Origin of the sequence: Pseudaquidulcibacter saccharophilus (assembly GCF_019455445.1) — a bacterium.
Classification (GTDB): Bacteria; Pseudomonadota; Alphaproteobacteria; order Caulobacterales; family Aquidulcibacteraceae; genus Pseudaquidulcibacter; species Pseudaquidulcibacter saccharophilus.
In genome coordinates this window covers 415668-431702 of sequence record NZ_JAHWUS010000003.1, presented here as the reverse complement: position 1 = coordinate 431702, position 16035 = coordinate 415668, and the positions used below count along the sequence as shown (strand labels likewise).

16 protein-coding genes are annotated in these 16035 nt (G+C 43.0%); 8 read left to right on the top strand and 8 right to left on the bottom strand.

Annotated elements, in window-relative coordinates; all coding sequences use genetic code 11:
• Together KXV15_RS10595 and KXV15_RS10590 are read left to right on the top strand one after the other, a co-directional pair.
• Entirely contained in the window at nt 1–570 is a 570-nt protein-coding gene (locus tag KXV15_RS10595; protein WP_240008157.1) for a demethoxyubiquinone hydroxylase family protein, read from the top strand.
• Nucleotides 571–702: 132 nt separating this feature from the next.
• A complete protein-coding gene (locus KXV15_RS10590) occupies nt 703–1374 on the top strand; it encodes a YiaD family glycine zipper/OmpA-like lipoprotein (protein WP_240008156.1) in 672 nt (223 codons plus the stop codon).
• A 194-nt stretch (nt 1375–1568) separates the two neighbouring features.
• On the opposite strand, the gene ndk is transcribed toward KXV15_RS10590, so the two are convergent.
• From ndk to KXV15_RS10575, 3 genes are all read right to left on the bottom strand, one after another.
• Nucleotides 1569–1991, bottom strand: a complete 423-nt coding sequence (gene ndk / locus KXV15_RS10585; protein ID WP_240008155.1) for a nucleoside-diphosphate kinase — start codon at nt 1989–1991, stop codon at nt 1569–1571.
• Nucleotides 1992–2067: 76 nt separating this feature from the next.
• A complete protein-coding gene (locus KXV15_RS10580) occupies nt 2068–2520 on the bottom strand; it encodes a DNA polymerase III subunit chi (RefSeq protein ID WP_240008154.1) in 453 nt (150 codons plus the stop codon).
• A 3-nt stretch (nt 2521–2523) separates the two neighbouring features.
• Nucleotides 2524–3936, bottom strand: a complete 1413-nt coding sequence (locus tag KXV15_RS10575) for a leucyl aminopeptidase (protein ID WP_240008153.1) — start codon at nt 3934–3936, stop codon at nt 2524–2526.
• 208 nt (nt 3937–4144) lie between these two features.
• Between KXV15_RS10575 and KXV15_RS10570 the strand changes: the two genes are divergently transcribed.
• The 6 genes from KXV15_RS10570 (at nt 4145) to rsmA (ending at nt 12077) form a co-directional block, all read left to right on the top strand.
• Complete coding sequence (locus KXV15_RS10570; RefSeq protein ID WP_240008152.1) at nt 4145–5299, top strand: LptF/LptG family permease; 1155 nt, start codon at nt 4145–4147, stop codon at nt 5297–5299.
• 4 nt (nt 5300–5303) lie between these two features.
• Nucleotides 5304–6410: an LptF/LptG family permease gene (locus KXV15_RS10565; protein WP_275671607.1), complete on the top strand. Its 1107-nt coding sequence runs from the start codon at nt 5304–5306 to the stop codon at nt 6408–6410.
• An 88-nt stretch (nt 6411–6498) separates the two neighbouring features.
• Nucleotides 6499–8868 (top strand): LPS-assembly protein LptD, encoded by a 2370-nt coding sequence (locus tag KXV15_RS10560; RefSeq protein ID WP_240008150.1) that lies wholly within the window; start codon nt 6499–6501, stop codon nt 8866–8868.
• Between the two features lie 86 nt (nt 8869–8954).
• The gene (locus KXV15_RS10555; protein WP_240008149.1) at nt 8955–10220 is read left to right on the top strand and encodes a peptidylprolyl isomerase; all 1266 of its coding nucleotides are present in this window, start codon (nt 8955–8957) and stop codon (nt 10218–10220) included.
• Between the two features lie 4 nt (nt 10221–10224).
• Nucleotides 10225–11247 carry a 4-hydroxythreonine-4-phosphate dehydrogenase PdxA gene (gene pdxA / locus KXV15_RS10550; RefSeq protein ID WP_240008148.1) on the top strand — a complete coding sequence of 341 codons (1023 nt, stop codon included), beginning with the start codon at nt 10225–10227 and terminating at the stop codon, nt 11245–11247.
• Nucleotides 11244–12077 carry a 16S rRNA (adenine(1518)-N(6)/adenine(1519)-N(6))-dimethyltransferase RsmA gene (gene rsmA / locus KXV15_RS10545; RefSeq protein WP_240008147.1) on the top strand — a complete coding sequence of 278 codons (834 nt, stop codon included), beginning with the start codon at nt 11244–11246 and terminating at the stop codon, nt 12075–12077. Before pdxA ends, rsmA begins: the two co-directional genes overlap by 4 nt.
• A gap of 70 nt (nt 12078–12147) precedes the next feature.
• On the opposite strand, the gene KXV15_RS10540 is transcribed toward rsmA, so the two are convergent.
• The 5 genes from KXV15_RS10540 to KXV15_RS10520 form a co-directional block, all read right to left on the bottom strand.
• A complete protein-coding gene (locus KXV15_RS10540; RefSeq protein ID WP_240008146.1) occupies nt 12148–12495 on the bottom strand; it encodes a YHYH domain-containing protein in 348 nt (115 codons plus the stop codon).
• 198 nt (nt 12496–12693) lie between these two features.
• A complete protein-coding gene (gmk, locus tag KXV15_RS10535; protein ID WP_240008145.1) occupies nt 12694–13338 on the bottom strand; it encodes a guanylate kinase in 645 nt (214 codons plus the stop codon).
• Complete coding sequence (gene mltG, locus KXV15_RS10530) at nt 13339–14415, bottom strand: endolytic transglycosylase MltG (RefSeq protein ID WP_240008144.1); 1077 nt, start codon at nt 14413–14415, stop codon at nt 13339–13341.
• A 1-nt stretch (nt 14416) separates the two neighbouring features.
• Complete coding sequence (gene fabF, locus KXV15_RS10525; RefSeq protein WP_240008143.1) at nt 14417–15697, bottom strand: beta-ketoacyl-ACP synthase II; 1281 nt, start codon at nt 15695–15697, stop codon at nt 14417–14419.
• Between the two features lie 9 nt (nt 15698–15706).
• Nucleotides 15707–15940, bottom strand: a complete 234-nt coding sequence (locus KXV15_RS10520) for an acyl carrier protein (protein ID WP_240008142.1) — start codon at nt 15938–15940, stop codon at nt 15707–15709.
• Between the last annotated feature and the right edge of the window lie 95 nt (nt 15941–16035).

Below are 16035 nucleotides of genomic sequence, written 5' to 3'. Positions count from 1 at the left end.
ATGAGCAAAAATAAGCGCCCTACCCCGCCATCTGATTATAATGATGACGAGAGAATGGATGAAATATCGCAAATGTTGCGGGTTGATCATGCCGGTGAAATGGCTGCGGTTGAAATTTACCGTGCCCAGCGGAAAGTTTTTGCCAATACCAATAATCTTTCTGGCATAGATATGATTCTTGCCAAACAAGAAGCCGAAGAAATCGCCCATAAAAAAGCATTTGATGAAATCCTTATTGAGCGCGGGATAAGGCCAACAATCCTTGAACCAATATGGAAGCCTGCCGCGCAATTGCTTGGCTATACCACCGCATTCATGGGTGAAAAGGCGGCCCATGCCTGCACCGCCGCAGTCGAAGAAGTTATCGAGCAGCACTATCTGGATCAAGAAGAGAAGCTTTCGGATAACAATCCGCTAAAGCCGATAATTACCAAATTCCGCCAAGAGGAATCAGAACATCGTGACGATGCCATTGAAAATGGTGCCGAGGATGCGCCCCTCTATCCAATATTATCGGCAATAATTAAAACCGGCTGTAAAATTGCCATTTTCCTAAGCCATAAAATCTAATTTACGGTTTTTTGATTTATTGCAATCTTTTGAAAATTGAATAACAATATTTTCATCTGCTATTCAGGTTTAAGATTATAAATTAAAAAAGTGAATTTATTTGGTTTTTCCAAATTTAATATGGAGCAGGAAATGAATAACAAAATTAAAATGACTATCGGCGCAATGGCTCTTGTCTCTATGCTTGGCGCGTGTACAACCGTTGATCCAAACACTGGTGAAAAAGTTCGTGATAATTCGAAAACTGGTGCAATAATTGGTGCTGTGGTTGGTGCTGCTGCGGGTTATGCGTCAAACGACAAATCATCTGTCGGCCGTAAGAATGCAATCATCGGTGCAGGCATTGGCGCATTGGGTGGTTATGCAATCGGTGATTATATGGATAAACAACAGGCCGAACTTCGCAAAAAACTAGAAGGAACCGGCGTAACCGTTGCCCGTAATGGTGATGAAATTGTTCTTAACATGCCTGGTGATATTACATTTGAATATAACCAAGACACATTGCAACCACAATTCTATTCAGTTTTGAACGACGTTTCAAAAGTGTTGTCTGATTATCCATCAACCTATGTTGACGTTATTGGTTATGCAGATTCAACCGGTTCGGATGCATATAATCTTGATTTATCGCAACGCCGCGCAAACTCTGCTGCAAACTATCTTAGCGGACATGGGGTAGCATCACAAAGGCTTTATGTAACCGGAATGGGTGAAAGCAACCCGATTGCCGATAATTCAACGCCTGAAGGTCGCGCCAAAAACCGTCGCGTAGAAATTAAACTTCGTCCAGTTACTGCGTAATCTGAGCAACAGTTTTTTCTGGTTCTTCGGCTTACGGAAAAGTCTGTCAACTTTTCCTGCCTCATCACTGGTCGCACCAAAAACCGCCGCGTTGAAATTAAACTTCGTCCGGTTACTGTAACACTGAAATGTAAATCACAAAAAGAAAAGCCCCCGAAATTCGGGGGCTTTTTGTTATTAATGCTAGTTATTAACTAGCCTACGATTTCGTTTCCAGCAAAGAATTGCGCGATTTCAATTGCAGCATTTTCAACGCTGTCTGAACCGTGTGCAGAGTTTTCACCCATAGAAAGTGCGAAAGTTTTGCGGATTGTGCCTTCGGCAGCATTTTCAGGGTTGGTTGCGCCCATAACTTCACGATATTTTGCAACTGCGTCTTCGCCTTCAAGAACCTGAACCACAACTGGTGCAGAAGTCATAAATTCAACCAATTCACCAAAGAAAGGACGTTCTGCGTGAACTGCATAGAAAGTTTTTGCTTGTTCGGTGGTCATTTTAATGCGTTTTTGCGCAACGATACGAAGACCCGCCGCTTCGATAAGTGCGTTTACAGCACCAGTAAGGTTACGGTTGGTTGCATCTGGTTTAATGATTGAAAAAGTACGCTCTAAAGCCATTTTGAAAACTCCAAATTAAATATGGCGGCTATTTAGCTTCTTTAGATGAAATGAGCAATATTAGCGGGTGCAATAATCACGCAACTTGCTCCCATTTTCCTGCGGTATTTTGCTTCCAATAGGATAGTTCAAACCCGGCTTCTTTGGCTGCTTTATAAGTTTTGCGGGCGGCGGCGACTTTTTCATCATCCTGCCCATCAATCAAATAAAAGGCGCGTTCAATCCCATCAATATCACCAATTGGCGCATCTTCAAGTAGAAAAACGGCTTGGGCAAAATTATTATTCTCTTGCGAAGTGGTTAAAAGAATTGGTTGCTCTGATGGTTCAATGCCTTCCGCCCCCTCTATCGCATGGGGCAACCATAAACGCTCCTGAAAAGTCCAAAGCTCTTTATCAAGTGCCACAAGCGTTTCGGGGTTTTGGGCGCGGATAAGGCACGTCCAATCGTTTTTCAAACACCGCTCCAGCAGCGGCACAAGTGCCGCCACTGTTGAGGTTTTTTCAAGATGATAAAACCAATATTGCATGGATTATTTCTCAAACGATTCCTTGACCAAGGTATCAAGAAGGCGAACACCATATCCGGTTGCCCATGATGGTTCGCGCGGGTCTTCATTACCATTTTTCCATGCGGTTCCGGCAATATCAATATGCGCCCACTGTGTTCCTTCTTCGATAAATCTTTGCAGGAATTGTGCCGCAGTAATTGAACCCGCAGGAGAGCCAGGGCCAGAACGATTTACGTTTTTCACATCGGCAATTTTGGAATCAAGCAATTTGTCATAAGACGCACCAAGTGGAAGACGCCATACTTTTTCACCACAATTGTCACCCGCAGCAGTGATTTTGCCGGATAAATCATCGCTATTTGAGAATAAACCCGCATAATCATGACCAAGTGAAATGATAATTGCACCCGTCAATGTTGCCAAATCAATAACATATTTTGGTTTAAAGGTTTGTTGTGCATAGGTTAAAACATCACATAAAACCAAACGCCCTTCGGCATCGGTGTTTAAAACTTCGATGGTTTTGCCAGACATTGATTTAACAATATCGCCCGGACGCTGTGCGTTGCCATCAGGCATATTTTCAGCAAGACCGACAAGACCGACAACATTCGCTTTTGCCTTGCGTCCCGCGATTGCCTTCATGGCGCCTGATACAGCGGCAGCACCGCCCATATCGCCCTTCATTTCTTCCATGCCACCAGATGGCTTGATAGAAATACCGCCAGAATCAAAACATAAACCTTTGCCAACCAACGCGAGTGGTGCCTCGTCGCCACCGCCTTTATAGTTCATAACCACAACACGGCTTTCAGAAGTTGACCCCTGCCCCACACCAAGGAATGAACCCATTCCCAATGCTTCCATTTCTTTTTCGCCAAGCACGGTAACTTCGACACCAAGTTCTTTTAATTCGACAAGGCGTTTTGCAAATTCAGCGGTGTTTAGAACATTTGGCGGCTCATTCATCAAATCGCGACCGAATGCGATACCGTCATAAAGCGATTGCAATGCCGCGAAATCCGCTTCACCATTGCCATCAACAAAAATTTCTGAAAGTTCAGTTTTGGTTTTTGGCGCGGTTTTATAAGTATCAAATTTATAAGATGCCATTAACGCCGCAAGACCCGCATGGGCCGAATATTTTGCATCAGCATCAATTGAACTTACAAGGATTTGCACACTTGCTTGTCCAAGTGAAGAAGCCGCCTTTACACCGGTGGCAACCGCTTTTTCAAATGCCTCAAGAGTAAGTTTGTCCTTTTCGCCCACGCCAACAACAATATTTAATTTCCCGTCAATTGTTTCGGTGGCGGTTTGTGATGCAGAGCCATCAAAACCCTGCAATGCAAGAATTGGCGAGATAGCATCATTTTTAAAGGCGAATTTGATAATTAATTTGCAATCGTCATTCTTTTTAAAATTAATATTCACGATTTTCTCCAGTATTTTTGAACATTACCCAATAATTTTAAATCGTTAAAAGTAACATATTTGGTTAGCAACAATTTAGAGCAATGGTTTTTTGGTCACATTAACCCTCTTTTGTCTGATATGCCACCACCTTATCCCTTGCGTTACACCTCAATCACACATATTAGGAAATTTACGAGCTTGTTTTTAGAGAGTCATTTATAAGCGAATGCTAAAAATACAAAAATATATATTAGGTTTGCTTATAGGCCCATTTTTGGCGATAACCATTGGCTTATCGCTATTGGCATTGATTACCCAATCATTGACGCAATTGGATTTGATTGTTGAACGTGGCCAAAGCCCGTTTACGATTCTTTCAATATCCATTCTTTCAACACCGCAATTTATGGCGGTAGTTGCACCGGTTGCATTATTTGCATCCGCAATTTTGGTATATGGTCGTCTTTACTCAGAAAACGAGCTTGTGGTTGCCTTTGCCAGCGGCATGAGCGTTTGGAAAATTGCCGAACCATTGGTTAGGCTGGCTTCGGTTGTGGCATTATTTGTGCTTACGATTGGCACATTTGTTCAGCCCTTTACATACCGCCTTATGCGTGAAAAGATTTTTGCAATCCGTTCAGATATTGCCACAACGCTTGTTAAAGAAGGGCAATTCCGTGAGAGCGTAAAAGGCGTCACCATTTATACAAGAAAAATCGACCAAAATGGGGCTTTGCGCGGTCTTTTAATATCGGACACGCGAAACAAAGATAAAAGCGTCACCTATTCGGCAAATTCTGGCGGGATTGTTAAAATCAACGGCACCCCAGCGATGTCATTAAACGATGGTTCAATCCATGCTCGTGATGAAAATGGCGCACCAATTCTTTATGGTTTTTCGCAATATGTAATTACGCTTGATGGCTTTAATTCAGATGAGAAAGATTTGTTTTATAAACCATCTGACCGATTTACACCCGACTTGTTCACACCAGATATGACCCACAATTGGGATAGATCCCACAAGGGTGAGTTATTGGTAGAAGCAAATCACCGTTTTTCTGCACCATTCTATTCAATTGCCACAGCATTATTGGGTTTCTTTGCGATTTTTGGAACCGGCTTTTCACGCCGTGGTCAAAGCATTCACATTGCCAAAACCTCGGCGGCGGCTTTGGCAATGCTTTTGGCGCAATCAGGTCTTGAAGGCGTGATAGAGAAACAACCAACATTAAATATTATCCAATATATTATACCGATTGGGGTATCTTTGTTCATAATGTTCAAACTTGGAATGTTTAAAAATTGGAATTACCTATTAATTTCCGGTGGCGGCAATAATAAACGCCGAAAATCATCCGAAATGATGGAATTAGTGTGATTACATGCTGCACCGTTTAAACAAATACATTTTCTTAAAATCGCTTTCGGGAATGGTAATTGCCTTTCTTGGCGTATCTGCAAGTGTGATAATGGTTGATTTAGTTGAACAATCGCGCGCAGTTGCCGGCATACAAAACGCCAATTTCTTTACCGCATTAAAATTTACTCTTATGCGCCTTCCCGGCCTTACAGAACAATCAATTCCAATCACGGCATTAGTTGGAACATTGCTAAGCTTTACTGGCCTGTCACGCCGTTCAGAAATCACGGCAATGCGGGCAGCGGGGGTTTCTGCGTGGCGTTTTCTTGCGCCGCTTGGTTGGCTTGCTGTTTTTATCGGTGTTGCAGTTACATTTTTTATTGATCCAATTTCCGCCAAATTAAATGATCAATATGAGGCCGAAAAAGACAGGCTTTCATCAATTGTGCAAATTGCCGATGCGTCAAAATCAACAAAATCATTATGGGTAACACTTCCCTCAACCGAAGGGCAATTAATTATTTATGGTGATAGTAAAGAAGCAATTACACAAACTAGTTTTGCCATAAACAATGCCACAATTTATGTTTACGACAAATCGGGGCTTAATTTACAAAAAACAATTGACGCAAAGCTTGCAATTAGAAAAAACAAACAACTAATTATTAGTGATGCCTACACTACTTATACAGGTTCACAATCAGAATTTAGCCCAACCATCCAAATGGGGCTTTCGAATACTACATCAATTGAAGGCACACGCGAACCAAGAATTGTTCCGCTTTGGGAACTTCCTGCCGAGGCGCATCTTGCAAAACAAAATGGTGGCTCGCCAGAAAAATATTGGTTGCGATTTTTCCGCTTGTTAATGTTGCCTTTTAATATGTTGGCGATGGTTTTATTTGCCGCAATTATGAGTATTGGGCTAGATCGTTCTGGCGGCAAAATCCGAAGTGTTATGATTGCAATTGCAATCGGTATATCAATGTATTTCTTTAATGAAGTAGCGGGTTTAATGGCAAGTTCCGGCAATATTCCTGGATTAATTGCCGCAATATGCCCGCCGGTATTTACTTTGGCACTAACACTTGCCCTGATATCTTATCGCGAAGATGGTCAGGTTTCCTAGTTTTAATATTCCGACAATAGGCTTTGACATTATTGAACAAAAAATCCAAAACATTATTTAGAAAAATAGGCGGTCAATCGATTCTGTTATGAAATTTGATTATCATCATTCACAGCCTGCATTTATTATTGCTTCGTTTGCCGTCCTAGCAAGCGCAGGACAAGCACGGGCATATGAAAATTATAATGCCAATGATGCAATTCGTAATCGAATTCATTTTTTCATACAGGATCAGGATGTTGGGCAAAATGGCGGAATAAGCTTTTCACAAAGCGCGCAACAAACAAGCCCAAAGCCAGCTAATAATACGCCAATTGCAACGACCCATGCCAATCAACCTAATACGACATCAAACCTTGATGATAGGGTTTTATTGGTTGCCGATGAGGTTGTATCAGGCGATACACAAAACGAAATTATCGCCATTGGCAATGTTGAGGCAAGAAACAAAGGTAGACGTCTATTATCAGATAAACTGGTTTATAATCGCGATACGGGCATAGTTACCGCAGTTGGAAACGTGACAATTATCGAAGCCGATGGAACAGTTAGCTTTGCAGACGAAGTAACCGTTGACGATCAACTAAATAGTGGTTTGGTAAATAATTTTGCCGCCCGCTTCCCTAATAATGGTGTCGTTGCGGCAACAACCGCAGTTAAAGAAGATGGCGGTCGGAACTCATTGTCACGGGTTAAATATACCGCCTGCCCTGTATGTGCGGCAAAGCCTGAACCAACCTGGAATATTCGCGCACGTAAAGCAATTCAAGACACGCAAAAGAAAGAAATTTCTTATCAAGACGTGGTGTTTGAAGTTAAAGGCGTTCCGGTTTTCTACACGCCCTATTTCAAGCACGGTGACCCGACCGCTGGGCGCCAATCAGGTTTATTGCAATCAAAGCCTGGTCGCTCTTCACGTCTTGGTTACAATATTGAACAACCATATCTTTACGTGATTGATGATTATTCGGATATAACAATTTCTCCGCAAATATCGCAATATGTTAACCCAATCGTATTTGGTGATTACCGCCGTAAATTTTATTCTGGCGACCTTCATATTGCTGGTTCCGTTACTAATGAAAAATTCTTCGCGCGCGAAGGCTATAAATTTGGCAATACCGATTGGCGCGGTCATATTTTTGCCGATGGAAAATTCAATATTAATGACACTTGGGATTGGGGTTTTGGTGTAGAAAACGCATCAGATGACTTATATCTTGCCCGCTATTCAATCCGTGGCCAAGGGACGGTGCGCGGCCCAGTTCGCATTACAAGTAACAGCCTTATCAATCAGCTATATCTTGAAGGTAAAGAAAGCGATTTCTATGCCCGCGTTATGGGGATTGGCTTCCAAAATCTTCAAGGTTTTGCATATCGTAAAAATACACCCAAAGTACTGCCAGATATGGAACTTCATAAAGTCTGGCAAACCGATTTCCTTAATGGAACAATTGGCGCAAATACTAGTGGCGTCTATCTAGCGCGCAATGATGATAAACTAGATAGTGGTCGCTTCTCTTCGTCAGTAAATTGGCGTGGGCAAAAAATTATTGGCAATGGCTTTTTATTAAAGCCAAGCGCAGAAATCAAAGGCGACTATTTCTATTATAATCACTTCCGTGATGCATCAGGAAACGATGTCGGAACCAGCAATTTCAGCCGTTTTAACGCTAATGTTGCCACTGATTTTAGCATCCCATTACAACGCTATACCCAAAATTACAAAATCATTCTTGAGCCAAAATTAAACTTAAGAATTGCCACCACCAACGATAAAAGTGATCAAGTAGTTATTGAAGACGCATATAATTACGAAAATTCGTATTCATCGTATTTCTATAATGATGTGTCGGCAATTAATGATATTTACGACAGTGGGGCAAGCGCCACATTGGGCATGAACCTTGCGGTTTATGATAATAGTAATAATTCAATCAACTGGTTTGTTGGCAAACAATATCGCAATAAAAATAACCCATTATATAACCCATTAAGCAATCTCGATTCAAAAAATGGGGATTATGTTTCAAATCTTGAAATAGATTTCAAAAAATTCCTGACCCTAAGCGGGAATGTGCGCATTGATGGCGACACAGGTGAATTAATTCGCACCGAAGTATCGGCGAATATAAATTATAAGAATCTAAGTGTGCAAACCCGCTATCACGAATTACCGCAGAAATATTCGGCTACTACCGCAAACCGCGAACTTATAACCAGCGCGCAATATAAATTGGGTGATTATACATTATTTGCCGATAATTGGCACGATTTCAAAACTGACACTAATCTGAAATCACGTTTTGGGGTTTCTTTTGGTGATGCATGTACTGATATCCGCATTTATTATGAAGAAATCAATACAACAAATCGTTTTGTGACCCCATCTAAAAACTTTAAAATTCAGATTGCGTTCAAGACACTTGGTGTAATTGATGACGACCCATTTGAATGATTAAATTAAAAATCAGCAATTGCCAGTTAAAGCTAGTTGAAGCATAGGCAATTGCGCACTATTAATAGGCGGATTTGGAAGAAAAAATGAAGCAGAATTTAAACAAAACCATTTTTAAAGGTGTACTTGCCGCAATTCTGATTGCTGGCTTTGCAAATGTTTCCTTTAAAAACGCCTATGCCCAAGATGTAACCCTTAATGAAGGTGTTGCCGCAATCGTCAATGACGAACCGATTACAAGTTTTGATTTGCGCCAAAGAACACGTTTTATTCTTATTACTGCTGGTGTTGCTAGTCCTTCACAGGATGCCATTATTGCCGCATCACAGCAGGCGCTTAACTCTTTGATAAATGAAAAATTGCAAATCCAAGAGGCAAAAAAATATAAACTTACAATGTCTGATGCCGAGGTTGATCGTATCCTTACCAATCAGGCAAAGCAAAATGGCGCAACGCTTGACCAATTCTTCAATGAACTTAGACAGGCTGGCATTTCAATCCAAAGCTACCGCGATAAAACCCGCGCCGAAGTTTTGTGGCAACGTATTGTTTCTGGTCGTTATTCTTCACGTGTAAAAATCACTAAAGAACAACTTGATGACGCATTGGCGCGTATTCAAGCATCGGCATATAAGCCGCAATATCAGGTTTCTGAAATCTTTATCGAAGTTGCAAGCCCAGATGAGGATGAGCGCGCGCGCCTTGGTTCCAACACATTGGTTGAACAAATCCGTAATGGTGCAAGTTTTGGCCGTGTGGCACAGCAATTCTCATTCTCCCCTTCTGCTGCTACTGGTGGTGATTTGGGTTGGGTTGTTCAAGGTGAGCTTCGTCCCGAAGTTGCCAAAATTGTTGATACCATCCCAGTTGGTCAAGTTTCTGATCCAATTCCGGTTCAAGGTGGTTATATGATTGTTGCGGTTCGCAACAAACGTAGTGGCGGTAACGTAAGCCTAAATCTTGATTTGCGCCAACTCGTGGTTGCCGAAAACAATAAAAAAGGCGCCAAAGCTATTGATGATGTAAGAAATCAATTCAAAGGCTGTGATAGCCTTAAAAAACTTGCTGATAAAAACGGTGTTACCGTAAATGAATTGGGCAAGGTTGCACTTAATGACCTTAGCGATGAATATAAAAACTTGGTCGAGAACCTTCCAGAAGGTAAAGTTTCAAATAGCATTCAAAGCGGCGCAAACACCGAGGCACTTGTAGTTTGTAACCGTGAAGTTACAGGTGAAGATATTCCAACCGCGCAACAGCTAGAAGATTCTATGTTTGATCAGGAATTAAGCCTGATTGCACGCCGTTATTTGCGTGACCTTCGCCGTGAAGCGGCAATCGTAACAAGGTAATCATATGCCTGAAACAATGCTTTTTGCGGTTTCAATGGGCGACCCATCAGGGGTTGGCATTGAAATCGCCCTAAAAGCATGGCTTGAACGGCGGCAATATTTGCCAGCGTTTTTCATTATTGGCAAAAAAGAAATTTTTGTGCAAACGGCACAAAGACTTGGGCTTGAGATAAATATTGCCAATATTTCAAACCCCAATCAGGCACACGAAACCTTTACTCGCGCCCTGCCGATTTTGGATATTGATGGGGTGGTTTCTGATTTTGACGCCGGTAAACCCAATTCAGACAATGCCGAAATAATCATAAACTCCATAAAAAAAGCCACTGAAATGGCGATTTCTGGTGAGGTATCGGGCATTGTAACTTTGCCAATTGCCAAATCGGTTTTATATGCGGAGGGGTTTAAATTCCCTGGTCACACCGAATATATTTCCCATTTATGTAGCGAGCATTATATTAAAAACCATGAAGCCATCATGATGCTTTCGGTTGATGGTTTGCGGGTCGCACTTGTAACAATTCATGACCCAATTTTTAAAGTTCCTGAACTTATTACCAAAGATAAAATCATCACCCTCGCCCACGCATTAAACCAATCAATGAAGGATGATTTTGGGATTAAAGCACCAAAGATCGCGCTTTTGGGCCTTAACCCACATGCGGGCGAAGATGGGGCAATTGGGCGCGAAGAAGTTGAAATCATAAACCCCGCCGCCAATCAATTGCGCGCCGAAGGTGTTGATATTACCGATGCCCTGCCCGCCGATACCGCCTTTGCCGATTTTAACCGTACGCAATATGATATTTATCTGGCGATGTATCATGATCAGGGTTTGATACCTGTAAAAGCGCTTGATTTTCATGGTGGCGTAAATACCAGCCTTAATTTACCCATCATCCGCACCTCGCCCGATCATGGCACAGGCTTTGGGATTGCAGGAAAGAATATTGCGCGCTACGACAGCTTTGAAAACGCGTTAAAAATGGCGAACGCAATCGCCACCAACAGAAAGCAAATTGCATGAGCCGCCCAAAACTAGGTGAATATATACGCGAAAATGAATTATTCGCCAAAAAATCCTTGGGGCAACATTTCCTATTGGATATTAATCTTACGTCAAAAATTGCGGGGCTTTTGCAAATTGATGACGATGACGTGATTTTTGAAATTGGCCCTGGGCCCGGTGGACTTACCCAAGCATTATTAAATACCAAAGCAAAAAAAATCATTGCCATTGAAAAAGACGAACGCTTTGTGGAGCATTTAAAAACCTATTTTAGCGATGATTTGGGGCGGCTTGAGGTGATTTCGGGTGACGCACTAAAAATATTCCCTGCGCAATATTTGCGCGACAATGGCATTGAATGCAAATCGGCGAAAATTATTGCCAATCTTCCATATAATGTTGGCACGCAATTATTCCTTAATTGGGTAACAGGCGAAGAAAAAGATTGGGAAATGGCATTAATGTTCCAAATGGAAGTTGCCAAACGCATTTGCGCCCAAACCGGTGATAATCATTATGGTCGCCTTGCAATCCTGACACAGGCGGTTTGCCATGCACATGTTGGGATGCACGTCCCCCGCCTTGCCTTTAGCCCGCCGCCAAAGGTCGAAAGCGCGGTTGCGGTTATTACGCCCAAAAAGAAAAATCGTTATGATGATTTGGAAACCTTGGGCAAAGTTACCCAAGCCGCCTTTTCCCAGCGCCGTAAAATGCTGCGGTCATCATTGGCGCCATTGGGCGATGCCGAGGCGCTTTGTGAAGCCGCAGGGGTAAAACCAACCCTTCGCCCCGAACAACTAAGCCCAGAGGGGTTCTATGCGCTTTGTGAGGCGGTTAAGAAGAATTAGAGTGCGCTTCTCATCCCCTGTGAAACGGGGGAGGTGGCAGCGAAGCTTACGGAGTGGGCATAACCCACTTTTAATGTTTTAAATAGCGTTTATTGCCACTGCCATTAATGCAATAATGCCCGCCACGTGGACCAATGCAAACGCGTTTTTTGACACATGAGCATTCACCGTCCGAACCAGAAATTTTTGGCGTAAACCTTAACCCATCACCGTTTTGGAAATCTTTATAATAATTTAGACCTTTTTCACCCTTTTTACGGAGTTTACCAGTAGTAAATAGACCTTGTGGGCGGTGGCAATGATATTCACCGGTTTTATGGTTTAAATGGCAACCATGCGCATCAAGACCGCCCGGATGCGCCAATATCGGCGACGGGATTATCAAAAATACCAAAAAGAATAAATAAATCTTCCTCAAATATTTTTCTTAAAATATATGCCCAAACCTATGGGTAACATATACTTTATTTGAATAATTTCAATTGGAAGTTTTAAGATTAATAAATGCCAATTAAATTTAAAAACCGCGTTTTTCGATTTTAATTTTCTATTTTTTTCTAAGTCGCCCAATTATTCCAAGTAGCCAAGTGAGCGAAGCGAGCGAGGCGACTTATGCTTACGTATCTTCACTTAAAAGCTGTTGCACAAAGCTATGCACCCACGGTTGGCGGTAGCGGGATAGGCGTTCGGCCTTGATAATATCTTTTAGCTTTTCATAAGTTGCATCAAGATCATCATTCACAAGGATATAATCATAAGTCTCGGCACGGGCAATTTCGCCATATGCGTTGTTCATACGCTTTTTGATGGTCTCAAGGCTGTCTTGCGCACGGTCGGTAAGACGGCGTCTAAGTTCGTTCATTGATGGCGGCAAAATGAAAACAGAAACCACATCTTTTGGCGCATTTTTTTCCAATTGCTGCGCACCCTGCCAATCAATATCAAAAATAATATCGCGACCTGATTCAAGCGCCTTCATAATCGGCTCTTTGGGTGAACCGTAATAATTATCGTGCACCTCGGCCCATTCTAAAAAGCCGTCTTTGGCGCGGATTTCACGGAATTCGTCCTTGGAAATGAAATGGTAATGTTCACCATCCCCCTCACCCACGCGTGGGCTACGAGTGGTGCATGAAACCGACAACGACAAATCATCATCCTCGGCCACAAGGCGACGCGACAGCGTGGTTTTACCAGTGCCAGAAGGGCTAGAAAGCACCAACATTAATCCGCGTCTTTTTACCATTGTCCCATTTTCCATTTATTTACCGCCCGCAAGATTGGGGTCGGCAATTGCTTCCATTGATTCTTTTTGCGCCCGAATTTGCCGCCATTTTTCAACATTCTTTGTATGCTCTTCATAGGTTGCGGCAAAAACATGCCCGCCAGAACCATCGGCAACAAAGAACAGATTTTTTGACTGCGGTGGATTTAAAACCGCCTTGATGGCGTCTTTACCGGGGTTGCAAATCGGGGTTGGCGGCAAACCTTGGATAACATAAGTGTTCCAAGGGGTATTTTGCGTAATCTCACTCTTTAGGATTTTACGCCCCAAAGGCAACCCTTTGGTAATACCATAAATAATTGTTGGATCGGATTGAAGTTTCATCCCTTGGCGCAAGCGGTTAAGGAAAACGGCGGCAATCTGTGGGCGTTCACTCGCGATGCCGGTTTCTTTTTCAACGATTGACGCAAGGACCAAAGCCTCTTCCTTTGAACGGATTGGCAAATTAGCCGAACGTTCAAGCCATAAATCATCAAGAATTTTATTTTGGCGATCAACCATTTGCTGAATAATCATGGCGCGGGTTTCACCACGTTTAACCGGATATGTATCGGGCGCCATATATCCCTCTTTTGGGATAATCGGTAAATCACCAGTCAAAACCTGATTTTCGGCAATTCGTTTATACGCCATATTCACCGTCCAGCCTTCTGGGATGGTGATTTTGCGTTTTAAAGCATCGCCATTGGCAAGAATATTCAATACTTTTAATGGGGTTGCACCCGATGGAATTTCAAATTCACCAGGGATAAATTTTTTGCCCGAATTGGTTAAAACCGCAAATGTTTTGAAAACAAAAGGAACCCGCACAAGATGCGCCTTGCCAAGGTTGTCGGCAATTTTGCCAGCCCCTTCACCGCTATCGATAATGAAAACGGTTTTATTGCCCTCATGCGCCTTTGGCCCCGGGGCAAAGAATATGAAAATCAATAATAAAACAGACAAAACGCCAAGCGCGATTGCGGCATAAATCCCCACGCGCTCGGCACCTTTTACAAGGCTCTGTTTTTTTTGTTTTTGCTTTTTACGAAAATCTTTCGCAGCGTCTGCCATCTTACACTTTTGCGAATACCAAAGCCGCGTTTGTGCCGCCAAAGCCGAACGAGTTCGACATAGCAGCCTTTATTTCCATTGGTTTTGCCACTTTTGGAACCAAATCAATCTTTGTGTCCACACTAGGATTTTCAAGGTTCAAAGTTGGCGGCGCAATAGAATTTTGCATCGCAAGCAAGGTAAATATCGCCTCCACTGCCCCCGCAGCACCAAGCAAATGCCCAATTGCCGATTTGGTCGAAGAAACGGTCAAACCGTCACAATATTCGCCAAACAAACGCTCAATCGCGCGGAGTTCAATCTCATCACCCAATGGGGTCGAAGTGCCGTGCGAATTGACATATTGAATATCCTGTGGCGCAAGATTGGCATCTTTTAGCGCCGCACGCATCGCGCGATAACCACCCTCACCGCTTTCGGCAGGGGCAGTAATGTGATAGGCATCGCCAGAAAGGCCATAGCCCACAACTTCGCCATAGATTTTTGCACCACGTGCTTTTGCGTGTTCGTATTCTTCAAGAACAACCACCCCAGAACCTTCGCCAAGTACAAAGCCATCACGGTCTTTGTCATAAGGACGAGAAGCAGAAAGTGGGTCGTCATTATAGCCAGTTGATAATGCACGCGCAGCGGCAAAGCCAACCACACCGATTTTACAAACCGCAGCCTCGGCACCGCCGGCAACCATTACGTCGGCATCGCCATATTTAATAAGGCGTGTTGCGTCACCAATTGCGTGCGCACCAGTGGCACAAGCCGTAACCACAGAATGGTTTGGCCCTTTAAACTGGTGACGAATTGAAACGTGACCAGAAATAAGGTTGATAAGCGCCGAAGGAACGAAAAACGGGCTTATGCGGCGCGCGCCTTCGTTTTCAAGCTGAATTGCGGTTTTTGCAATAGTCTCAAGACCGCCAATACCCGCACCAAGCAATACGCCGGTACGTTCTTTTTGCTCATCAGTTTCGGCGACCCAACCCGAATCTTTAATCGCCTCATCAGCAGCAGCAACACCATAAAGGATGAAATCATCCACGCGTTTTTGATCGCGGACAGGCATGGTTTGGTCGGGGTCAAAGCTACCTTCAACGTCCGGACCACCGCCACCGATTCCATTTACGCGCGGAACTTCGCACGCATAGCGAACATTAAGTTCGCCCGCATCGAAACGGGTGATTGTGCCACAGCCAGATTTACCAGCAATCAGTTGCTTAAAGACGAAATCAGCCCCGACACCAAGCGGTGTTACGAGGCCGACACCGGTCACGACTACGCGACGCATTGAACTACCTTATTGTTTTTCAGAGATGAATTTTACTGCATCACCAACTGTTTGGATTTTTTCAGCAGCATCATCAGGAATTTCGATACCGAATGCTTCTTCAAAAGCCATAACCAATTCAACGGTATCAAGGCTGTCTGCACCAAGATCGTCGATGAAATTTGCGTTTTCTACAACTTTTTCAGGATCAGCGTTCAAGTGTTCAACAACGATCGCTTTTACTTTTTCCAAAACTTCAGACATGTGCCTTTTTCCCTAATTAAATGATATTCTTGCGAATATACCTTCCAAACTAACTTTAGAATATTGGATTCTAAAGGTATAAAAACTCTTTGTCA